The sequence below is a fragment of the Halorubrum sp. CBA1229 genome (assembly GCF_003721435.2).
Lineage (GTDB): Archaea > Halobacteriota > Halobacteria > Halobacteriales > Haloferacaceae > Halorubrum.
Map to the genome: position 1 here is coordinate 1,720,277 of NZ_CP054585.1, position 21,836 is coordinate 1,742,112.

A 21,836-nucleotide genomic window follows, 5' to 3' on the forward strand; every position below is an offset into this window, starting at 1 on the left:
CTTCAGTCGCCGTCGCCCGCTCGGTGCTCGGCGGATTCCGTCGCGGCGGCGGACGGGGGACCCGACCGCTCGGCGCCCGCGCTCTCGGGGCCCGGACCGTTGGTCGGCGTGACCGTCACGTCGCGCTTGGGGTACGGGATCTCGATGTCGGCGTCGCCCAGCGCCTTGTACAGCGCGCGGTTGAGCTCGTGCTGTGCGCGTCGGCGCCGCGTCGGCCCGTTGACCCAACAGAGGATCTCGTACTGCAGCGCCGAGTCGCCGAACGAGCGCAGCCGCGCCCGCGGCTTCGGCGAGTCGAGGACCAGCGGCTCCGCCCCCACGACCTCGAGCGCGAGCGACTCGAACGCGTCGACGTCGGTCCCGTAGGCGACGCCGATCGGGACCCGGACGCGGCGCCGGCGCTGCGGCGCGGACTCGTTCGTCACCTTCGCGGCGTTGAGCGCCGCGTTCGGCACCGTCACGAGAACCTCGTCGCGGGTGAGCAGCGTCGTCGAGCGCACGCCGACTTTGATCACGGTTCCGGCGGTGCCGTCGTCGAGGACGATGTAGTCGCCGATCTTGTAGGTGTCGTCGAAGTAGAGCGCGATCCCACCGAAGAAGTTCGCGACCGTGTCCTTCGCGGCGAAGCCGACCGCGATGCCGGCGACCCCCGCGGCGCCGAGCAGGGGCGTGATCTCGATGCCCCACAGCCACAGCAGCGTACCGGCGCTCCCGACGAGCACCGCGAGCGTCCAGACGTTCGAGAACACGGGCGCGAAGTCGAACCGACCGCCCTCCTCGTTGACCGCGGCGACGAGCCGGTTCACGACGGCGTTCGCCGCGTGCGCCCACACGAGGACGATCACCGACAGCGACGGCCGACCGAAGACGCTATCGAGCAGCCGGGGGCTCACGAGCACCGAAGTCCGGACCGACGGCACCTGCGTGAGGAGGTACACCCCGGCGAGCGCGGCGGTGACGACGAGCGGCGCGCGCAGCGAGGAGATGACGATGTCGTCGTACCCGGAGTCGGTGGCCGCGACGTACCGGCGGGCGACCCGCAGGACGGCGAACTCCATTCCCACGGCGGCGACGATCGAGACCACGAGGACCGCGACCGTCGCCTCGACCGCCGTGAGCCCCTCGAACAACGTCAGCGGCGACGGAATCATACCGTCCGGAGGCGAGTGCGCGAGATAACCGTTTCTGCGGGGTCGGTCTCCTACTCGAACCGCTTCCGGACGCTTTCGGCGTGCGCCTCCAGCCCCTCGGCCTCCGCGAGCGTCGTGATCGTCTCCGAGAGGTCGGAGAGCGCGTCGCGGTCGAGCCGCTGGACCGTCGACGACCGGAGGAAGGTGTCGACGGAGAGCCCGCCGTAGCGCTTCGCGCCCCCGTTCGTCGGCAGCACGTGGTTCGTCCCGGCCGCGTAGTCGCCGGCGGCGACCGGCGAGTACGGCCCGAGGAAGACGGAGCCGGCGTTCGTGATCCGGTCTAAGAGGGCCTCGTCGTCGTCGGCGACGATCGAGAGGTGCTCGGCCGCGTACTCCTCGGCGAACAGCACCGCCTCGGGCATCGACCGGGCGCGGAGGACGCCCGAGGCGTCGTTGTCGAGGGCGGCGCGGATCGTCTCCTCGCGCTCGCGCCCCGCCGCCTGCTCGTCGACCGCGTCGGCGACCGCGTCGGCGAGGTCGGCGTCGGCGGTGACCGCGACCACGGAGGCGTTCGGGTCGTGTTCGGCCTGCGCGACGAGATCGGCCGCGACGAGCGCCGGGTCGGCCGTCTCGTCCGCGAGCACGAGCACCTCGCTCGGTCCCGCGAGGAAGTCGATCTCCACGTCGCCCTGGACGACCGCCTTCGCGGCGGTCACCCACTTGTTGCCGGGGCCGACCACCTTCTGCGCGTTCGTCACCGTCTCCGTCCCGTACGCGAGCGCGGCGATCGCCTGCGCGCCGCCGACCTGGTACACCGCGTCGGCGCCGGCCTCGTGGATCGCCGCGAGCGTCACCGGATTCAGGTCGTCGGCCGGCGGGGTCGCGACGGAGACGTGGTCGACGCCCGCGACGGTCGCCGGGATCACGCCCATCAGCGCGCTGGAGGGATAGGCGGCCGCGCCGCCGGGCACGTACACCCCCGCGCGGTCGATCGGGCGGAAGCGGCGGCCGAGCTCCCGGCCGTCGAACTCGTCCCGCCAGTCCTCGGGGCGCTGTCGCTCGTGGAACTCGCGGATGTTCGCCGCGGCCTCGCGGACCGCGTCGAGCACCGGGTCGTCCGCGTCGTCGAGCTCGGCGTGCGCGCGCTCGGCGTCGTCGGTGACGTCGATGTTGCCGACGCTCACGCCGTCGAACTCCTCGGCGAACTCCCGCAGCGCGACGTCGCCCTCCTCGCGCACCCTCCCCACGATCTCGCTCACGTCGTCGCGGACCGCGTCGACGCCGGCGTCGCGCTCGAAGAAGGCGCGCCGCTCGGCCGGCGAGAGGTCGGCGACGGTTCGTACGTCCATACGATCCTTCCGAGCCGCGGTCAAAAGGGCGTTCCGACTTCGCCCACCTCGACGGCGGCTCCGCGCTCCGCCGACCGGACTCCGGCTGTGCGGTATTTAAATAACCACGAGCGACGACGACGATCACTTATAAATCCGCGGCGGCGCGCACCTGCGAGCGCCCGTCGGGCGCGAGCAGAGTGCGCGAGGGAGTCGGACCGGCGCGGTCGCGCCGGTCCGACGAGGCTGGGGAGGTGTGAGGCTGCGGTTGCGGTCCCGCGAGCGGAGCGAGCGGGAGCACGGAAGTCGCAGCCCGCGCAGCGAAGCGAGCAGGAACGTCTTCCGGTGGTGCTGTGCGGGGTGGGACTCAAAGGGGCAGTCGCGAGGACGACGCACGGCGACGGTAGCACCGCAGCGAGGGAGCGAAGCGACCGAGCGAGGAGCGCACCGGGCCGCGCGAGTCGTCGCGGCTGGGGCTTTGGAGGTTTTCACCGCCGATCCAAGATCAATCATTTATAAGCGATCGACTGGGGCTTTGGAGGTCTTCACCCCCGATCCAAGATCAACTATTTATAAGCGAGCGGCTGGGGCTTCGGGAGTGTACGCTGCAGACCTGTCGTTCATTTATAACCAATTGACCCTGCATACCGAGCCACGCACTCGGGTAACCACTCGCTGCTGTTCCCGATAACTGTGATCAGGTCACCACCACCGGATCCCACACGTTCCGACGGCGCGGATCACTCCAACTTGCGGATCCCCGTCACGTCGAGCGTCGCGAGGACGACGAGGACAACCAACAGCCCCGCGGCGGCGAAGAGGATCGGCGCCGACAGCGCCACGGCCAGCTCGTAGGGCGCGAGGAGGCGGGTCGTTCCCCTGACGACGAACGAGAGGAAGACGAGCCCGAACGCGAGCAGCGCGAGGCCGACGAAGCGAGAGCGGTTCATCCCGGCCTCCGACGCCCCATGTCCTGACGCCCCTGACCCCGGCGCCACCGTCCCCGACGCCTCTGACCCCGTCGCCCCGGACCCCGCACGTTCAGTCGGACTGCGCGACGCCCGAGCCGTGCGGGCCGTGTTCGCGGTGGTCGCGGGTGCCGTCGAAGCCGCGACACATCTCGTAAAACACCGCCTCGGGGTCCTTGTTCCACTGCCACTTCCAGCGCGTCCGGACGAGCAGCGAGATCTTGCGGGCGAAGGAGAGCTCCGGCGTCGTCGACACCGTGTCGTACCCCAGGTTCCGGATGAGTCGGTGGTGGTCCGCGTACAGCACCGCCGCGAGCAACACCGCCAGCTGGCAGTCCTCGGGGAGGTACTTGATCCCCGCCACGCCCTCCTCGTAGAGCCGCTCCGTCCGGGAGAGCTCCTCGCGGATCGCGGCCGCCACGTCGGCGTCGAACTCCAGATCGAGGATCTGCTCCTCGCTCACGCCGTGCCGCCGGAGGGTCTCCAAGGGGAGGTAGATGCGGTCGCGCTCGACGACGTCCTCCCGGACGTCGCGGATGAAGTTCGTCATCTGGAACGCCTCGCCGAGCTTGGTCGCGTGCGGGAGCGCCGTCGCCTCGGTCTCCTCGTCGAGCTCCATGATCGCCGTCATCATCCGGCCGACCGCGGCCGCGGAGCCGTCCATGTACGTCTCCAGCTCCTCGTAGGTCTCGTAGCGGTCGGTGTCGATGTCGCTCTCCATCGCGTCGACGAACGAGTGGACGTCCTCGTCGGCGATCTCGTGGTCCTCCTTGATCTCGGCGAACGCCTCCAACACGGGGTCTTCGGTCGACTCCTCACCGAGGGCGGCCCGCCGGAGTCGGTCGAGCTCCGCGCGCTGTTCGGCCGGCGGGGCCGTGTCCTCGGCGTCGACGACCTCGTCGGCGATCCGGAAGAAACCGTACAGCACGTACGTGGCGTGGCGGATCCGCTTCGGCAGTAGCCGGGTGGCGACGTGGAAGGTCTTGCCCGTTCGGCGCTGAATCCGCTTGCTCCGGGCAACCTGGGTGTGCTCTACCATGCTGACCCCTGACGGTCGGCGAGGAGGGTCGAGAGCGGGTCGCCGGTCATGGGAGAAAAGTCGGCCTCCAAGAACATAACAGTTCGCACATCCATTGTTATATTCGTTTCTATCCCCGTTGATTCCGTCGCGACTCGACGCGCGTGAAGCGGGCGTCGCCGGTCGAAAATCCGGTGACTGCGGCGCCTCGAACTAGTAGAACGTGTCGCTGCAGTCGTAGACGACGCCGTGGGCCGGACAGACGTACTTGCAGTGTCTGTGGTACATCGGCGTCTCGCAGAGGGGACACGGCCGACCGCCCGAATCGGCGGCCGTCTCGCCCGCCGGTTCCCGATCCCCGTCGCCCTCGCTCATGCGTTCGGACACGGTCGCAGCGTACATAACCGATTCCCTCCGCGCCGCGGAGACGGCTCGCCGTATCACCGCCGTCCCTTACCAGTCAGGCCGACGCCAGCGACTCGTACACCGACTGCGCGACGCGCTCCTCGCCGAACGGGAGGGTCAACACGCCGCCCCACTCCTCGTCGGTGAGCGCGTCCACCGTCGGCTCGTCCAGTTCGACCCGCCTGACCTCGGTCCCGTCGAGCGTCATCGACACGACGAACCGCTCCGGCTCGTCGACCGCGCCCGCCGCGGCCAGCCGCTCCTGGAAGGCGTCGACCCCGTCGTCGCCGAGCGCGACGTACACGAGGTACTCGCCGTCGTCGTCGAAGACGCCCTCCACCTCGTCGAGGTCGCTCGCGCCGAACAGCCGCCGGTCGTCGTCGCCGTCGCGGCGGAGCCGCGCCTCGAACGGGGCGTCCGGGTCGGCGTCGACCGCGCCGGCCGGGCCGTCGCTCTCGTCGCCGCTCGCTCCTCCGTCGGTCGAACCGCCGTCGGTCGAACCGCCGTCTCCGTTTGGTCCGTCGCCGTTCGCCGCGTCTTCGTCCGTCACCGCGGTCGCACCGGCGAATCCGACGGCGCCGACCGCGCACGCGGCTCCCACACCGGTGAGCATCCCGCGTCGAGAGAGTTCCATACGCGACCGTTCCCGTCGGGGTTCAAAAGGGTTACACGCCGATTCACACCGCTGATAACGGCGATCGGCGTTCTGTCCGCCGGCTCACGGCTCCGCGAACTCGACGTCCTCGCGGGTCGTCGTCTCGCCGAACAGCCAGTCCGCGTGGTCGACGGCGTACTCGCGGTGGTCCTCGGTGATGTAGCCCAGCGCGTCCTCGACGACGACGGGCCGGTAGTCGCGGAGCCCCGCGCTGCCGGCCGTGTGGAGGACACAGACGTTCGCGAGCGTCCCGCAGATCAGCAGGTCGGAGATTCCGTGGGCGTCGAGGTGCCCCTCCAGCTCCGTCTGATAGAACGCGTCGTACGTGTGCTTCTCGACGATGTGGTCCGCCTCGCGCACGTCGAGCCCCCCGACGAGCTCGGCGTCCCACGACCCCTCGACGACGTGCTCGCCCCACCGGTCGAACTCGTCGTAGTAGTGCGTCCCGTCGAACTGCTCCGGCGGGTGGACATCGCGGGTGTAGACGACGCTCGCGCCGGCCTCGCGGGCCCGCTCGACCAGCGACGTCACCGGCCCGATCGCCGCCTCGCTCGGCTCGGCGTAGAGGCTCCCGTCCGGGTGACAGAACCCGTTCTGCATGTCGACGACGATCACCGCGGTCTCGGTCGGATCGTACGGCATGGGCGGAGGTTGGTGACGCGGATCCAAAAAGGCGAAGCCGGAACGAGCGGGACGGCGCCGCCTCGACCGCCGGACGCGACCGCAGCGTCACCCTCGACCGCCGGACGCGACCGCGTCGACCGACTGAGACCCCGACTCACTTCCGGTGCGCACGAACGAACGCACGTCGCAGCACGGTCAGGAGCACGTACGTCTCGTACTTCTGCGTCTGACAGTGCTCACAGGGCTGCATGTCGGCGACGATCTCGTCGATGGCGTCGTCGTACCCGTCGGTGAGCGTTGCGAGCGCGTCCGTGATCTGGGGCTGAACGGCGTCCACCATCTCCTCGACCGCGTCGTCGGCCGACTCCGGGAGCGAGTACGAGAGGACGATCGTGTTCGCGTGGTAGTACTTCGTCGTCCCCCCGCGGCCCTCCTCGAAGCGGACAACGTCGACGAGGCCGGCGTCCCGTAACTCGTTGATGTGGTGTCGGACCGTGTTCTCGGTCCGGTCGATGCCGCGATCGGCGAGGCTCCCGTGCACCTCGCTCGCGGTCAGGGCCTCCTCGGACAGAATGTCGAGGACCATCGCCCGCATCGGTTCGTCGATCGCGTCCGAGACCCGCGTGTCCCGCACCGCGATGTCGTCGAGGCGGTGATCGGTACCGGAGTTGCTCATACTGGAACCGAGCGCGAGCACGCGGGAAAAAACGGCGGGATGCGAGCGACGCCGACGCCTCTCGACGAATCGGGACCCGAATGACCCGCGAGGGCGAAAGCCCTAGACGACCCGTTTGACCGTTCCAACAGCCTATATATGAATTCAAACATATCATCTAAAAAATACTTATTGGAGTATGGGCACTACCTCAAACCGTGATGAGCGACACAACGCAGTTCCGCGTCCTGGACTTCGACTGTCCGAGCTGTGCGAGCACCGTCGAACGCGCCCTCTCGAACGTCGACGGCGTCGAAGCCGTCGAGGTGCATTACTCGACCGGTCGCGTCGAGGTCGAGTACGACGACGGCGTCGCTGACCCCGACGCCTTCGCACAGACCATCGAAAACCAGGGTTACACGCCCCAGCCCGCCTGAACGCATGAACGGACAAACGATCACGCGGTACTACCGGAACCACCGGAAGGCCACCGTGACGGCGACGAGCGGCCTGCTCTACGGCGGCGGCTGGAGTCTGGGCTACCTCACGAGCTTCGACGCCGCGAGCGCCGCCGTCCTCGTCCTCGCGACGGTCGTGGGCGGCTACGACATCGCCAAGACCGCCTACCACGAGGTCACCAACCGGACGCTCGGCATCAAGACGCTGGTGACGCTGGCCGCCGTCGGCGCCGTCGTTATCGGGGAGTACTGGGAGGCCGCGGCCGTGGTCTTCCTGTTCAGCCTCGGCAGCTACCTCGAGGGCCGGACGATGCGGAAGACCCGGACGGCACTCCAGGAGCTGCTGGAGATGACGCCCGACACGGCGACCGTACGCCGGGATGGAGAGCTCCGAGAGGTCCCCGCCCGCGAGGTCGAGGAGGGCGAGGTCGTCGTCGTGAAGCCGGGCGGGAAGGTCCCGGTCGACGGAACCGTCGTCGACGGCGAGAGCGCCGTCAATCAGGCGCCGGTCACCGGGGAGAGCGCGCCCGTCCACAAGGCCGACGGCGACGAGGTGTACGCCGGGACGGTCAACCAAGAGGGTGCGCTAGAAATCCGGACGACGGGCGCGGGCTCGGACACGACGCTCGAACGCATCATCCGCCGCGTCGAGGAGGCGCAGGAGGCCCAGTCGCCGACGGAGAGCCTCATCGACCGGTTCGCGAAGTACTACACCCCGGCTGTCATCGTGTTAGCAATCGGCGCGTACGCGGTCACGCAGAACGCGATCCTGTCGCTGACGCTGCTGGTCATCGGCTGTCCGGGCGCGCTCGTCATCGGGCCGCCGGTCAGCATCGTCTCGGCCATCGGGAACGCCGCCCGGTCGGGCGTGCTGATGAAGGGCGGCGAACACCTCGAACGCGCCGGCAAGATCGACCTCGTCGCCTTCGACAAGACCGGCACCCTCACGGAGGGCGAGACCCGCGTGGCGACTTCGCCGCCACGGCATGACGAGGGCGGCAAAGCCGCCCTCGCTGTCACCGATGTCGAGGGGTTCGGCGTCGCCGACGACGAGGTGCTCGCGCTCGCGGCGACCGCCGAGAAGAAGAGCGAGCACCACCTCGCCGACGCCATCGTCGACGCGGCCCGCGAGCGACCGACGGCTGCGACGGACGGCGGAGCGACGGTCGTCCAGGCGGACGATACGGACGCCAGCCTCCGGTCGGTCCCCGATCCGGACGACTTCGACGTGGTCGCCGGCAAGGGGGTCGTCGCCCGTGCCGGGGGCCGGGAAGTTGTCGTCGGCAACCGCGCGCTCCTGGACGACCGCGACGTCGACGTCCCCGATCAGGTCGCCGAGTACGTCCGCGAGCGCGAGGGGCGCGGCGAGACGGTCGTCCACGTCGTGCGGGACGGGGACGTCGTCGGCGCGATCGCCATGCGCGACAAGCTCCGGGAGTCCGCCCCCGGCGTCGTCGCGACGCTCCGGGACGCCGGCATCGAGACGGTGATGCTCACCGGCGACAACGAGCGGACGGCCGCCGCGGTCGCCGAGGAAGTCGGCATCGACGACTACCGCGCCGAACTGCTCCCCGAGGACAAGCAGTCCGTCATCGAGACGCTTCAGGGCGAGGGCCACGTCGTCGCGATGGTCGGCGACGGCATCAACGACGCACCGTCGCTGGCGACCGCCGATGTCGGCATCGCGATGGGCGCCGCCGGGACGGACACCGCCATCGAGACGGCGGACATGGCGTTGATGGCCGACGACCTCGAACGCATCCCGTACGCGGTCACACTGAGCAAGGCGACGCGTCGGAACGTCCTCGAGAACGTCGGGCTCGCGGTGCTGACCGTGACCGTCCTCCTCGCGGGCGTGCTCACGAGCTACGTCACGCTCGCCGCCGGGATGCTGGTCCACGAGGCCAGCGTCCTCCTCGTCATCCTCAACGGGATGCGGCTGCTCCGGCACTGACCAGCGGACACGACGACCACCACTACCACCATGACAACGAATTCGACTGCGACCGACGCGATCCAGAGCGGAACCGACTGGCAGGTCGACTACGACGCCGACCCGATCGAAATCCGCGACCCCGTCGCGGAGGCCCTCGGCGTCCTCGGACCGGGCGACCCGTTCGTCATCACCTATCGAGACGCGGTGAAAGCGGCGGGACACTCCTGTCCGACCGCCTCGGGCGCCTACCGGATCGCCCAGCTCGGGCTCGACGCCCTGTATCCCGACGGCTATCCGGTCCGGAGCGAGATCGAGGTTCGAGCGGCCGGCCCGCGGGACGACGCCGCGTACGGCGTGATGAGCCGCATCATCTCGTACGTGACCGGCGCGACCGAGGACGACGGCTTCGGCGGGCTCGCCGGCGGCTACGGCGGCCGCCGCGATCTCCTGCGCTTCGGTGCGTTCGATCCGGACACCCCGGACCCGACGTTCCGCTTCCGGCGAACCGACACTGACGAGACCGTCGACGTGACGTACCACGTCGCCGAGGTCCCCGACGGCGGACCCGCGATCGGGAACCTTCAGGAGATACTCGACGGGTCGGCGAGCGACGAGCAGCGGGCGGCCTTCGCCGACGCCTGGCACCGCCGCGTGCAGGTCGTCCTCAGCGGCGACTCGCTGTTCACCGTCGACGCCGTGTAGCTCCAGAGGGAGGATCTGTCCGCTCCGTCGCGGGGTACGCCGGTACCCGATCGGGCCTTCTGCACCGACAAACTACTTATCCGGTCGGTCGTAATCGCCCCTATGCGACGGGTTCCCACCCTCCCGGTCGTCCTCGCCGCGATAGCCCTCCTCTCGCTCGGCGTCGGCGGGGTCGCCGCCGGTCCGGTGGCCGAGAACGTCGCCGCCGGCGATTCCCCGGGAAGCACGACCACCGCCGAGTGCGACGCGGGCGACGGCACCGACCTCGTCGGCTGCTGGAACGGGACGCACTACGAGGACGAGCTCTCCTTCAACCAGAGCGACGGGCTCAACGAGTCCGAGCTGGAGGCTCTGACGCACCTGACGATGGCGCGCGTCGAGCACATCCGCGAGCGGCCGTTCCGAGAGGACGTGCCGGTCGAGACGGTCTCCCGGGAGGAGTTCGCGAACGGCTCGACCGGCGGGAACAACAGCAGCGAGGCGTTCCGCCGGTGGAACGACCAGGTGTGGGAGGCGCTGTTCGTCGTCGGCGAGGACGCGGACGCGAACGAGGAGATCGACACGGTGTTCGGCGGCGCCGTTTCCGGCTTCTACTCGCCGAGCCAGAACCGGATCGTCCTCGTCACCGCCGAGGGCGAGGAGCCGCAGGTCGACCCCTCGACGCTGGCGCACGAGCTCGTCCACGGGATGCAAGACCAGTACCACGGCCTCACGCGGCCGCGCTACGCCAGCGCCACGCAGGACGGCGACCTCGCGGTCGACGGCATCATCGAGGGGGAGGCGGTCCACATCGAGGAGCGCTACGCCGCCCGCTGTGCGGCCAACTGGACCTGCCTCGACGCGCCCGACTCCGCCGGCGGGGGCGGCGGACCGGCGGCCGACTACAACTTCGGCATCCTCCAGACCGTGCTCCAGCCGTACTCCGACGGGGCGCTCTACGTCGAGGAGCTGATCGAGGAGGGCGGGTGGGAGGCCGTCAACGAGACGATGGAAAACCCGCCCGGAAGCACCGCCGAGGTGATCCACCGGAACCCCGACTACGAGACCCGCGAGGTGGCGTTCGAGGACGCGGCGACCGGCGGCTGGGAGACGTACCCGGATCAGGGCGTCGACGGCGCCGAGACGACGGGCGAGGCGTCGATGTTCGTGATGTTCTGGTACCAGAGCTTCGAGTACCGCTACCCGGTGCTCGAGCCCGAGACGAGCGCGGGGGCGAACGTCCGGATCCACACGCGGCCGGACGAGGAGCTCCGGACCCGCGCGAACTACAACTACGCCCACGAGTCGACCGACGGCTGGGCCGGCGACGAGCTCTACCCGTACCGCGCCGGCGACGGCGACGACGCCCGCGAGGGCTACGTCTGGGTGACGGAGTGGCAGACCGTCGGCGACGCCGCGGACTTCCGCGAAACGTACCTCACGATGCTGACCGCCCACGGCGACGACGAGTACGAGACGGGGCGGGTGTACGAAATCGACGGCGGCGACTTCCCCGGCGCCTACGGCGTCGTGCGTGACGACACCACCGTGACGATCGTCCACGCCCCGGAGCCCGCCGGCGTGCTCGAACTCCGCCCGAACGCCGACCTCGAACTCCCCGCGACCGACGACGCTGACGGCGACGACGGGAGCGACACCGGACCAGACGGCGACGACGGCGACGCGACCGACACCGGCTCGGCGGACGACGCCGGCGACGGCTCGTCCGGTCCGAACGCCTCGACGGACGACCGAGCGCCCGGGTTCGGCGTGGCGGCCGCTCTCCTCGGGCTGTTGGCGGCGGTGTCGCTGCTCGCGCGGCGCGGACGGGACTGAGGCCGGGCGCGTCGATGGGACGAGGGGGACTCCTGGTGTCGGTCGGCCGAGGCTGACTCCGCGCGTCGGCCGGCGTAACCGATCCCGCTCGGAGACCCGGACCGCTTTTGCTCCCGCGCGAGCGTGTTCCGCGTATGACAGCGTTCGACATCGTCGACGCGGCCGCGATCCGCGACGGGCGGGCGACGGACGCGTACTTCGATCAGACCGTGGCCGCGCTGGAGGGCGCCGACCGGAACCCGCGGGTCGTCGCCGAGGTGACCGCCGACCAGTTCCCGGACGGCGACTTCGAGCTGCTCGCCGGAGTCAAGGACGCGGTCGCGCTCTTGGAGGGCCGCGACGTCGACGTCGACGCGATCCCCGAGGGGCGCCTGTTCGACGGCGGGCCGGTGATGCGGATCGAGGGGCCGTACCTGGCCTTCGCGCGGCTGGAGACGTCGCTTTTGGGCTTCCTCTCGCACGCCTCCGGGATGGCGACCGCCGCGCTCGACTGCCGCGTCGCCGCCCCGGAGTCGTCGGTGCTCTCCTTCGGCGCGCGCCACGTCCACCCCGCCATGACGGCGGCGGTCGAGCGCTCCGCGCTGGTGGGCGGCTTCGACGGCTTCTCGCACGTCGCCGCCGGCGACCTGCTCGGCCGGGAGGCGTCGGGGACGATGCCGCACGCCCTCTCCATCTGCTTCGGCCGCGGCGAGCAGGAGGCCGCGTGGCGCGCCTTCGACGAGGCCGCCGACGAGTCGGTGCCGCGGATCGCCCTCTGTGACACCTACTCCGACGAGGTGGACGAGACGCTCCGGGCGGTCGCGGCGCTCGGCGACCGGATCGACGGCGTCCGGCTCGACACCACCGGATCGCGGCGCGGCGACTTCCGGCACATCGCCCGCGAGGTCGGGTGGGAGCTCGACGCCCGGGGCCACGGGGACGTCGACGTGTACGTCTCCGGCGGGCTCGGTCCCGCCGACCTCCGCGAGCTGCGCGACGTCGTCGACGGCTTCGGCGTGGGCGGGTACGTCTCCAACGCCGACCCCGTGGACTTCGCGCTCGACATCGTCACCGTCGAGGGCGAGCCGGCCGCGAAGCGCGGCAAGCTTTCGGGGGCGAAGGCCGTCTACCGCACCGCCGACGGCGCGCACGCGGTCGGGCTCGCGGACCGCTCGGGCCCCGAGGACGCCGAGTCGCTCATGGAGCCGGTGATCCGCGACGGCGAGGTCGTCGCCGACGACGTGGTCGACCTCGCGACCGCGACCGAGCGGGCGCTCGCGGACGCGGAGGCGGTCGGCTACGGGACCGAGTAGCGGTCAGTTGCCGGGTCGAATAGCGGTCGGCTGCGGGACCGAATCGCGGTCGGCTACGCGGCAGAGGAGGAGGAGACGTCAAAAGCGGGTCGCGGTCGGCCGTTACAGTTCCTCGACGGCGCCGCCGTCGGCGCGCTCTCGGAACACCTGGCCCTCGATGAGCGTCACCATCGTCTCGTCGTCCTCCCAGGCGTTCGGGGCGAGCTTCGCCTTCCGGCAGGCGCGCGAGAGGAACTCGGCGCCGGACCAGCCGTTCTCGACGGGGACCGTCGGGTAGAGCCAGCCGTGGGAGTTGCCGCCGTCGACGGCGACGCCGTGGGTGCCGACCTCCAGGTCGGCGAGGGGGTCGTTGGTGAGCACCGTGTTCGAGACGACGAACACGGAGACCGTGATGTTGTCGAGCTCCTTCGGCTCGACCTCCGAGCCGCAGGAGTCGCCGGAGGCGGCCTTGATCGCGGCCTCGACGATCGCGTGGCCGAGCTGGTCGGAGGTCTCCCACGCGCCGGCGCAGCCGCGCAGCCGGCCGCGGCCCCTGGTGGATTCCAGTCGAACGAACGCCCCGGTGCGGGCGTAGAACGCCTCGCGCATGCTGCCGGGTTGTTCACGTTGTCCGTGTCGGACGAACGACTCGACCGCCTCCCGCGCGAGTTCGACCGCTCGTGCACCGTCGTCGTACGACAGCTGAACGGTCTGAGCCTCGGACATGATAGACCCTTACGTTGCTGACGACTTGAACGCTTCCCTTACGAGTCGGTCGCACGCCGCCCCCTCGAGAGGTCTCGCTCCCGTCTCCGATCGTCCCGGGCGGACTCCTGAGAACCCCGACCGGATCCGTGACGATCCCGACCGAATCGCTTATTCGCGGTCGCGGCGAACGTCGGCCCGGACAGAGGGAGCCCGACTCCCGTGCCTCTGGCATGAGGAAAGTCCCCCCACCGGCCGGACAGGCGACCGGGCACACGCCCGGAGTCGGAGACGGCTGGCTCTGGAACAGCAACGACACCCCCCGCCCCGACCCGTGAGTCGAGCGAACCGACCCGCGAGGGAAGGGAGTTAACCCGACGAGGTTCGACGGGCGGGAACGGATGGAACGGCGAATCCTCGCCGGTGCAAGTCCGCGCCACAAGGTAGTCCGGCCACGGCGCGGACGCTCAGCCGAATGTCGGGACGAACCGAAGGGGGCTTACTCCCCTCAGTCCGCTTCTACTCGGTAGTCGTGGGTGTCTGCGTTTGCGCTTTTATAAGTTGTATCGGCAGCCGCAGCGCGGTGACGGCCTCCAAAGCTCCAGTCGCTCGGTTATCGCAGTCGCTCCTACTGGTAACGCGACGACCACCTCCAAAGCCCCAGCCGCTCGTTTATACGTACTCGACGCCGGATCAACGGTGAACACCTCCAAAGCCCCAGCCGCGAGGGCGGCGTACGCTCGCTGCGCTCCTCACTCGGTCGCTCACTTCGTTCGCTCCCTCTTTGCGGTGCTTTCGTCGCCTACGCCGCCCTCGCGGCTGCCCCTTTGAGTCCAACCCCGCACAGCAACCGCTGGAAGACGTTCCTGCTCGCTTCGCTGCGCGGGCTGCGACTTCCATGCTCCCGCTCACTTCGTTCGCGGGACCGCAGCCTCACGCCTCCCCAGCCTCGCCGCGACGGCGCATATAAGCGCCGTCGCGGGCTCCCTCGCGCGTGCGATTCGCGGCCCGAAGGGCCGCTCACCGGCACGCGCCACCGCATCGTTTGTTTATAAATAACCGCGTGGCCGCCGGCAGTACGACCGATTCGCGACGCTCTACTATTTAAAAGGGGAGCAGCGCCGCGCTGCCGCCGGCCGCCTCTTGGATCTGGTCGCTGTAGGCGATCGTGATATACAGGATGGTGAAGATGACGGCGTTGTGGAGGCCGTGGAGCAGCGCCGGAACGACGAGGTTCTCGGTGTACTCGTACACCGCGCCGAAGACGATGCTCGGGAGGAAGAGGATGGCGATGGTGGTGAGTCGCCCGGAGATGCCGCCCGTCAGTGCCATCACGTGGACGGCCGCGAAGATGGCCGAGGCGATCAGGATCGCGGGCGCCGGCGACAGCGTCTCCCGGAGCCGCCCCTGCACGACGCCGCGGTAGAGGATCTCCTCGGAGGGACCGATCACGAGGAACGACGCCGCGATGAGCAGGGGGATGATCGCGGGGTTCTGCATCGCCAGCTCGGCGCTCTGGTTCGAGGCGGTCTCGGTCCCGAGCTGCTGGATGACGAGGGAGACGGCCATGATCGTGACCAGGATGAGCGCCCAGCTCCCGACGATCAGGCCGACTTCCTTCAGGCTCGGGCGCCGCACGCCGAGGTACGCGATGATTCCGGCGCGGTCGAGCCCGCGCCACGTGAGGTAGACGATCGCCAGCCCGCCGAACGCGACGTACTGGCCCAGAATCAGCGTGATCACGAGGTTCGCGGCGAGCGGGAGCCCGCCCGTCACGGCGTTGAGGCCGAGCACCACCCCTCCGCTGAGCAGGGCGATCGCCGGACCGAGCACCCCGAGGATCAGGGCCGTGGCGACGGCGACGGCGACCCTCCGACCCCCGGCGCGGTCGGCCGCCGAGGAGGCGGTGTCGTCGCCGGTCTCCGGTCCGTCGGCGGTCGCCGGTCCGTCTCCGATCTCCGGCCCGCCGCCGGTCGCGGTCGCGCCGTCTGCGGGCGGGCCGCCGTCCGGGGCGCCCGGCTCCCGTCGATTCCCGTCGTCGCTGGAGGGGTCAGCCATTATGCGGTGTACGGACCGACGCATAATAGGGCTGTTCGTGTCTCTCGGTTCCGGCGTCCGGGCGTCCGGGGGCCCAGTCTCGCCGCTCGCGCCCTCAGCGGTGCAGCAGCTCGTACCACAGCACGGCGGTCACGGCCCGGCCGTCGCGGAGCCCCTCGTCGACGACCGCTTCGAGCAGGTCGTCGTACGGGACCGTCTCGACCGCGATCGACTCGTTGTGGTCGAGGTCGCGCTCGGCCGTGGGCGTACAGCCCGTCGCGAGGAAGTGGTGGTGGACCGAGTCCGCCACCCCGTTCGTCGGCTCCACCGTCGTCAGGCGCTCGAAGGAGTCGGCCTCGTACCCCGTCTCCTCGGCGAGCTCGCGGGCGGCGGCCCGCTCGAGGTCGTCGGCGTCCCCCGGCTCGACCGTTCCGGCGGGGAGCCCGCGGTTGACCCGCCCGACCGCCTGCCGCCACTCGTCGATGACGACGACGTCGCCGTCGGGCGTCAGCGGGAGCACCACGACCGCCGGCGGCTCGTCGACGTAGTGGAACCCGTCGGTGTCGCCGTCCGGGAAGCGCACCTCGTCCCGGCGCACGTCGAAGCCGGGGCAGCGGTAGTCGATGTCGGTGTCGAGCGTCTCCCACGACAGATCGTCCATGCCTCGGCGTCGGCGCTCGGGCACCTAAATCCCCCCACTCCACGGGGGCGTCACTCGGTGGGAGGGTCCCGACGCCGGGCCCGAATCACCTCGACCGCTCGGACCGCGATCGCGCCGGCGACCCAGGCGAGCGTCCCCAGCGAGAGGGCCTCGACGCCGACGAAAGCGAGTCCGTCGGGTCCGAGGAACGCGGCGACGCGCTCGCCGAGGGGCCGACCGGACAGGCCCAGCAGGTAGTGGTCGGCGTTGTACCCGAGCAGCGCGCCGTAGACGGTCGCCCACGCGAGGGCCAGTCCGGCCCGTCGGTAGGCGAGGACCGCGGCCGCGAGGACGCCGACGATCGCGGCCTCGCCCGCGAGGAACACGACGCCGCCGGCGATCTTGAAGATCCCCAGCGCGTAGGCGGCGAAGACGCCCAGAAAGAGCAGCGGCGGGACGAGGAGCCGGTGTCGTCGGGGCGAGCCGTTCGGGTTCGAGCCGAGGAGGACGCGGCGAGCGAGGGACATGTGTCCGGATCGCCGCGATCGCGTGATAAATCCACGCGCCGCCCTGACGCTCACTCCCAGTCGCCGAGCGACGCCTGCCCGTCGTCGCGTTCCGTCGCTCGCCGGGCCTCGCCCTCCTCCGCGTCGGCCTCGGCCGACTCCGCCGCGGCCGGCTCCCCGCCCACCCAGTCGGTGAGCTTCCCGCCGTCGCCGTCGGTGGCGGCCGACCGGGCGTCGGACGCGCCGTCGCGCTGGCTTACGCCGTCGCTCCTCCCGCCACCGGTCCCCCCTCCGTCCCCCGGCTCGAACCCCCCGAGGGTCGCCTGGTCGCTCTCGGCGAAGTCGAGGTTGGAGACGCGCACGCCGAGCTTGCGGACCCGGTCCCCGGCGAACTCCGCGAGGAGGTCGAACGCGACCGACTCCACGAGGTCGGGGTCGTCGACCGGTCCGGGGAGGCTCCGCGCTCGGGTGTTGACGTCGTAGGGGGGCTCGACCGCCTTGATCCCGATGGTCCGGTAGAGGCACCCCCGCTCGCGGGCCCGCCGCGCCACGTCGGCCGCCAGCGCCGCCACCGTCTCGCGCTTCGTCTCCTCGTCGGCCGTCGGCGACAGCGACGACTCCCGCGAGAGGCTCTTCGGGAGCCCGGTCGGGGTGACCTCCCGGTCGTCGTCGCCGCGGGCGCGCCGGTGGAGCTCGGGGCCGCGCTCGCCCAGCTCGTCGGCGAGCCGGTCGGGGTCGGCCGCGGCGAGGTCGGCGGCGGTCTCGATCCCCATCTCGGCGAGCGACCGCTCCGTCACGGGACCGACGCCGTGGATCTCGGCGGTCGGCAGCGGGGCGAGGAACGACTCGACCGAGCCGGGCGGGACGACCACGAGCCCGTCCGGCTTGTCGGCGTCGCTGGCGACCTTCGCGGTCGACATGTTCGGCGCCACGCCGACGCTCGCGGGCACCCCGGCCTCGCGCTCGATGCGCTCCTTGACGTGCCGCGCGTACCCCTCCGCGAGGGTCCGCGCCTCGGCGGGGCCGGCCGCGGCGCTCGGCGGGGGGCCGCCGCCCTCGCTCTCCCCCGCCGCAGCGCTCCCCCCGGCGACATCCCACGCGGTCCGGTCGGTGACGTCGAGGTACGCCTCGTCGACGCTCACCTCGCGGAGCGTGTCGGCGCAGTCCCGGAGGACGGTCTTCACGTCGCCCGCGACTTCCTTATAAAAGTCGAGGTCGACGGGGAGGTACCGGCCGCTCTCCTCGGGGTCCGGTGCGTCCGGGTCGTCGGGGTCGGCGTCGGCCCGGCGGGGGAGCAGGTCGAGCGCCTCGGAGATGGGCATCGCGCTCTCGACGCCGAACGCGCGGGCCTCGTAGCTCGCGGTCGCGACGGCGCCGATCGCCTTTCCCTCCTCGTACCCCATGCCGACGACCACGGGCTCGCCCGCGAGCTCGGGGCGGCGGAGCCGCTCGCAGGAGGCGTAAAAGCAGTCCATGTCGACGTGGAAGACGACGCGGTCGCTCCCGTCCGCCTCGTCGGTCGCCGTCCCGGGGAGCGTGCCGCCGGCCATCGCCCGGGGCTCCGCGCCGCGTCGCCTTAAGAATCCGCCACGCGTGGCGGTAGTGAAGCCGACCGCGGAGAGCGGAGCCGACCGCGGAGAGTGAAGCCGATCGGGGAGCGCGATCGCGCCGGTGCCCGCGTGCCAACGATACGTTTCTCACACCTGATACCAGAGGCGGTATTCGTTTATGAGGCGGGCGCGTAGCGCGCCCCATGCCCGAACGGATCGACGTGTTGCACGTCGACGACGACCCCTCCGTGCTGGACCTGACGGAGGCGTACCTCGAACGCGAACTGGCGGACGTCGCGGTGACGAGCGTCACGGCGGCGTCGGACGCGCTCGACGAGGTCGACGGCGGGCGGTTCGACTGCATCGTCAGCGACTACGACATGCCCGAGATGGACGGGCTGGCGTTCTTCGAGCGGCTCCGGGAGACCGACCGCTCGATCCCCTTCGTGCTGTACACCGGGAAGGGGAGCGAGGAGATCGCGAGCCGGGCGCTCAACGCGGGCGTCACCGGCTACTTCCAGAAGGGCGGTCCCGAGCAGCTCCGGCGGCTCGCGAACCGCGTCCGTCAGGCGGTCGAGGAGCACCGGACCCGGGAGATCGCGAACCGCTACTCGACGGTCATCGACGCGCTCGGCTACCCCGTCTACGTCGTCGACGAGACCGGAACGTTCGAGTTCGTCAACGAGCCGTTCGCGGAGCTGACCGGCTACGACCGCGAGGAGATCGTCGGGAGCGAGCCGGGCCTCATCAAGGACGACGCGGCGGTCGCGGAGGCGGAGGACCGGCTCGGAACGGTCCTCTCCGGCTCCGGGCCGGACGTCCAGCGGTTCCGCGTCGACATCGTCCCCAAGGAGGGCGATCCGATCCCCTGCCGTGACCACATGGCGGTGCTCCCGTACGAGGGGGAGCGCTTCGAGGGGAGCGTCGGCATCCTGCGCGACGTCTCGGACGAGGTGGAGCGGCGCGAGGAGCTGGAGACGAAGACGCGCGCGCTCGACGAGGCGCCCGTCGGCATCACCATCACCGATCCCGACCGACCGGACAACCCGATGGTGTTCGTCAACGACCGGTTCGTCGAGATGACCGGCTACGACCGCGAGGAGTCGATCGGCGTCAACTGCCGGTTCCTGCAGGGCCCCGACACCGACGAGGAGCCCGTTTCGCGGATGCGAGAGGCCATCGACGCGGAGGAGGCGACGAGCGTCGAGCTGCTGAACTACCGGAAGGACGGGACCGAGTTCTGGAACCGCGTCAGCGTCGCGCCGATCCGCGACGCGGACGGGCGGGTCTCCGAGTGGGTCGGCTTCCAGGAGGACATCACGGCGTTCAAGGAGCGCGAGGCGGCGCTCGAACGCCAGAACGAGCGCCTCGACGCCTTCGCGAGCATCGTCTCGCACGACCTCCGGAACCCGCTCAACGTCGCGCAGGGCCGCGTCGATCTGGCGCGGCAGGCGGCGGACGACGACGAGCACCTCGACGCCGCCGCCGACGCGCTCGACCGCATCGAGTCCATCGTCGAGCACACGCTCACGCTCGCCCGCGAGGGGGAGACCGTCGGCGACCCCGAACCGGTGTCCATCGCGGCCGTCGCCGCGGACAGCTGGGCGACGGTCGACACCGGGGCCGGCGAGCTCGCGGTCGAGACGGACCGGGACGTGTCGGCCGACCCCGACCGGCTCCGGAACCTCTTCGAGAACCTCGTCCGCAACGCGGTCGAACACGGCGGCTCGGACGTGACGATCCGCGTCGGCGACCTCCCCGACGGCTTCTACGTCGCCGACGACGGCCCGGGGATCCCGGAGGAGGTCGCGGACGAGCTCTTCGAGCCCGGACAGACCGGCACCGAGGGCAACACCGGCTTCGGACTGGCGATCGTTCAGGAGATCGCCAACGCGCACGGCTGGACGGTCTCGGCGACCGCGTCGGACGAGGGCGGCGCCCGCTTCGAGATCCGCGGGGTCGAGCGCCCGGACCCGTCGATGACCAAGCCGTAAGGGCGCCGGCGCTCCGCGTCGGGTCCGCGCTCCGCGCCCGGAACCGGATCGACTCCCGCCGTCCGCAAACGCCTTTGTAATCCCGGCCGAAGCGTGGGGAAATGGGGGCGCTCTCCGGCATCGCCGACACCGACCGGCGGGTCATCGTGCTCGCGCTCGCCCGGATGGTCGGGGCGGCCGGCAACTCCTTCCTCATCGTCGTGCTGCCGCTGTACGTCGCGAGCGACGCGATCGACCTCAGCTCGCTCCTCGGGACCGAGGTCGGGGTGGGCGCCGCGTCGGTCACGGTGACCGAGCCGCTGCTCATCGGGCTCGTGCTCTCGCTTTTCGGCTTCCTCAACAGCCTCTCGCAGCCGGTGACCGGGCGGCTCTCGGACCGGATGGGCGTCCGGCGCCCCTTCGTGCTGACCGGGATCCTCCTTTTGGGCACCGCCAGCGCGCTCTACACGGTCGCGAGCGTCTACTGGCAGCTCGTCGTCCTGCGGGCGATACAGGGGGTCGGCGCGTCGCTGATCATCCCCGCGACGGTCGCGCTGGTCAACGAGTACGCGTCGGCCGACGCCGACCGCGGGGGCAACTTCGGCGTGTACAACACGTTCCGGCTGATCGGCTTCGGCTTCGGGCCGGTGCTGGCCGGCGCCGTCGTCGAGGCGGGCCCCTACGACCTCTCGCCGGTCGGGCTCCCCGTCGTCGACGGGTTCGACGCCGCGTTCGTCGCCGCCTGCGCCGGGGCGTACCTCAGCTTCGCCCTCGTCTTCCTCCTCGTCCGCGACGCCGCCGAGTCCAGCGAGGCGAGCGAGGACCTCTCGATCCGGGTCCGGGGCCAGGGCGACCACCTGCTCGACCCCATCTTCGCGCTCGGGCTGGCGACGGTCGCGATGGGCCTCTGTATCGCGCTGTTCGCGACGCTCCAGAACCAGGTGAACGTCCGGCTCGACCAGCCCCCGGTGTGGTTCGGACTCCAGTTCGCCGCCGTCACGATCGCGAACGTGCTCCTGCAGGTGCCCGTCGGGCAGGCCAGCGACCGGATCGGGCGCCGCCCGTTCCTGCTCGCCGGGTTCGTCCTCCTCGTCCCGACCACGCTGCTACAGGGGATCGTCACCGGCTCGGTCGCCATGACGCTCGTCCGGCTGGCGCAGGGCGTCGCCGTCGCGTTCGTCTTCGCGCCGTCGCTCGCGCTCGCCGGCGACCTCGCGCGGGAGGGCGAGTCCGGGACGACCCTCTCCGTCCTCACGATGGGGTTCGGCTTCGGCGTCGCGCTCGGCCCCCTCGCGTCCGGCTGGCTCGTCGGCTTCGGCTTCCTCGTCCCGTTCGTCGTCGGCGCGGCGCTGGCGGTCGTCGCGCTCGTCGGCGTCGTGACGCAGGTCGAGGAGACGCTCGGCGCGAGCGACGACGCCGGGGCGGTCGCGGCGGACTGAGGGCCACCGAACGCCGCTATT

The 21,836-nt window shown here is 70.8% G+C and carries 20 protein-coding genes and 1 other RNA gene; 8 read left to right on the forward strand and 13 right to left on the reverse strand.

Going from position 1 to position 21,836, the window contains the following annotated elements:
* Positions 1-2: 2 nt before the first annotated feature.
* The 8 genes from Hrr1229_RS08475 to Hrr1229_RS08510 form a co-directional block, all read right to left on the reverse strand.
* Positions 3-1,151 carry a mechanosensitive ion channel family protein gene (locus tag Hrr1229_RS08475; protein ID WP_123113306.1) on the reverse strand — a complete coding sequence of 383 codons (1,149 nt, stop codon included), beginning with the start codon at positions 1,149-1,151 and terminating at the stop codon, positions 3-5.
* Between the two features lie 50 nt (positions 1,152-1,201).
* On the reverse strand, positions 1,202-2,479 hold the full coding sequence (hisD, locus tag Hrr1229_RS08480; protein ID WP_123113305.1) for a histidinol dehydrogenase: 1,278 nt from the start codon (positions 2,477-2,479) through the stop codon (positions 1,202-1,204).
* A gap of 719 nt (positions 2,480-3,198) precedes the next feature.
* The gene (locus Hrr1229_RS08485) at positions 3,199-3,408 is read right to left on the reverse strand and encodes a hypothetical protein (RefSeq protein WP_123113303.1); all 210 of its coding nucleotides are present in this window, start codon (positions 3,406-3,408) and stop codon (positions 3,199-3,201) included.
* A gap of 91 nt (positions 3,409-3,499) precedes the next feature.
* Entirely contained in the window at positions 3,500-4,465 is a 966-nt protein-coding gene (locus tag Hrr1229_RS08490; RefSeq protein WP_123113302.1) for a phytoene/squalene synthase family protein, read from the reverse strand.
* A 192-nt stretch (positions 4,466-4,657) separates the two neighbouring features.
* Positions 4,658-4,819, reverse strand: coding sequence for an HVO_2523 family zinc finger protein (locus tag Hrr1229_RS08495; protein ID WP_176329387.1), 162 nt, complete (start codon positions 4,817-4,819; stop codon positions 4,658-4,660).
* An 85-nt stretch (positions 4,820-4,904) separates the two neighbouring features.
* Positions 4,905-5,483 carry a hypothetical protein gene (locus tag Hrr1229_RS08500; protein WP_123113301.1) on the reverse strand — a complete coding sequence of 193 codons (579 nt, stop codon included), beginning with the start codon at positions 5,481-5,483 and terminating at the stop codon, positions 4,905-4,907.
* A gap of 84 nt (positions 5,484-5,567) precedes the next feature.
* A complete protein-coding gene (locus Hrr1229_RS08505; protein WP_123113300.1) occupies positions 5,568-6,146 on the reverse strand; it encodes an isochorismatase family cysteine hydrolase in 579 nt (192 codons plus the stop codon).
* 136 nt (positions 6,147-6,282) lie between these two features.
* Positions 6,283-6,804, reverse strand: coding sequence for a helix-turn-helix domain-containing protein (locus Hrr1229_RS08510; protein ID WP_123113299.1), 522 nt, complete (start codon positions 6,802-6,804; stop codon positions 6,283-6,285).
* Positions 6,805-7,004: 200 nt separating this feature from the next.
* On the opposite strand from Hrr1229_RS08510, the gene Hrr1229_RS08515 reads away from it, so the two are divergent.
* From Hrr1229_RS08515 to Hrr1229_RS08535, 5 genes are all read left to right on the forward strand, one after another.
* Entirely contained in the window at positions 7,005-7,220 is a 216-nt protein-coding gene (locus Hrr1229_RS08515) for a heavy-metal-associated domain-containing protein (RefSeq protein WP_123113298.1), read from the forward strand.
* A 4-nt stretch (positions 7,221-7,224) separates the two neighbouring features.
* Entirely contained in the window at positions 7,225-9,195 is a 1,971-nt protein-coding gene (locus Hrr1229_RS08520; protein ID WP_123113297.1) for a cation-translocating P-type ATPase, read from the forward strand.
* Positions 9,196-9,225: 30 nt separating this feature from the next.
* Entirely contained in the window at positions 9,226-9,879 is a 654-nt protein-coding gene (locus Hrr1229_RS08525; RefSeq protein ID WP_123113296.1) for a hypothetical protein, read from the forward strand.
* A 102-nt stretch (positions 9,880-9,981) separates the two neighbouring features.
* Positions 9,982-11,694, forward strand: coding sequence for an Hvo_1808 family surface protein (locus tag Hrr1229_RS08530; protein ID WP_123113295.1), 1,713 nt, complete (start codon positions 9,982-9,984; stop codon positions 11,692-11,694).
* A 134-nt stretch (positions 11,695-11,828) separates the two neighbouring features.
* Complete coding sequence (locus tag Hrr1229_RS08535; RefSeq protein WP_123113294.1) at positions 11,829-12,986, forward strand: nicotinate phosphoribosyltransferase; 1,158 nt, start codon at positions 11,829-11,831, stop codon at positions 12,984-12,986.
* Positions 12,987-13,088: 102 nt separating this feature from the next.
* On the opposite strand, the gene Hrr1229_RS08540 is transcribed toward Hrr1229_RS08535, so the two are convergent.
* On the reverse strand, positions 13,089-13,691 hold the full coding sequence (locus Hrr1229_RS08540) for a TIGR00296 family protein (RefSeq protein ID WP_099253886.1): 603 nt from the start codon (positions 13,689-13,691) through the stop codon (positions 13,089-13,091).
* Positions 13,692-13,871: 180 nt separating this feature from the next.
* On the opposite strand from Hrr1229_RS08540, the gene rnpB reads away from it, so the two are divergent.
* Positions 13,872-14,184: RNase P RNA component (gene rnpB, locus Hrr1229_RS08545), an RNA gene on the forward strand.
* A 590-nt stretch (positions 14,185-14,774) separates the two neighbouring features.
* Here the strand turns inward: rnpB and Hrr1229_RS08550 are convergent.
* The 4 genes from Hrr1229_RS08550 to Hrr1229_RS08565 form a co-directional block, all read right to left on the reverse strand.
* A complete protein-coding gene (locus Hrr1229_RS08550) occupies positions 14,775-15,728 on the reverse strand; it encodes a CPBP family intramembrane glutamic endopeptidase (RefSeq protein ID WP_123113293.1) in 954 nt (317 codons plus the stop codon).
* Positions 15,729-15,822: 94 nt separating this feature from the next.
* The gene (locus tag Hrr1229_RS08555) at positions 15,823-16,368 is read right to left on the reverse strand and encodes an NUDIX hydrolase (protein WP_123113292.1); all 546 of its coding nucleotides are present in this window, start codon (positions 16,366-16,368) and stop codon (positions 15,823-15,825) included.
* A 50-nt stretch (positions 16,369-16,418) separates the two neighbouring features.
* Entirely contained in the window at positions 16,419-16,874 is a 456-nt protein-coding gene (locus tag Hrr1229_RS08560; protein WP_123113291.1) for a hypothetical protein, read from the reverse strand.
* A gap of 50 nt (positions 16,875-16,924) precedes the next feature.
* Positions 16,925-18,403: a DNA polymerase IV gene (locus Hrr1229_RS08565; RefSeq protein ID WP_123113290.1), complete on the reverse strand. Its 1,479-nt coding sequence runs from the start codon at positions 18,401-18,403 to the stop codon at positions 16,925-16,927.
* 203 nt (positions 18,404-18,606) lie between these two features.
* Here Hrr1229_RS08565 and Hrr1229_RS08570 point away from each other — a divergent pair, with 203 nt between their 5' ends.
* On the forward strand, positions 18,607-20,397 hold the full coding sequence (locus tag Hrr1229_RS08570) for a PAS domain-containing protein (RefSeq protein ID WP_123113289.1): 1,791 nt from the start codon (positions 18,607-18,609) through the stop codon (positions 20,395-20,397).
* A gap of 101 nt (positions 20,398-20,498) precedes the next feature.
* The gene (locus tag Hrr1229_RS08575) at positions 20,499-21,815 is read left to right on the forward strand and encodes an MFS transporter (protein WP_123113288.1); all 1,317 of its coding nucleotides are present in this window, start codon (positions 20,499-20,501) and stop codon (positions 21,813-21,815) included.
* Positions 21,816-21,836 lie beyond the last annotated feature (21 nt).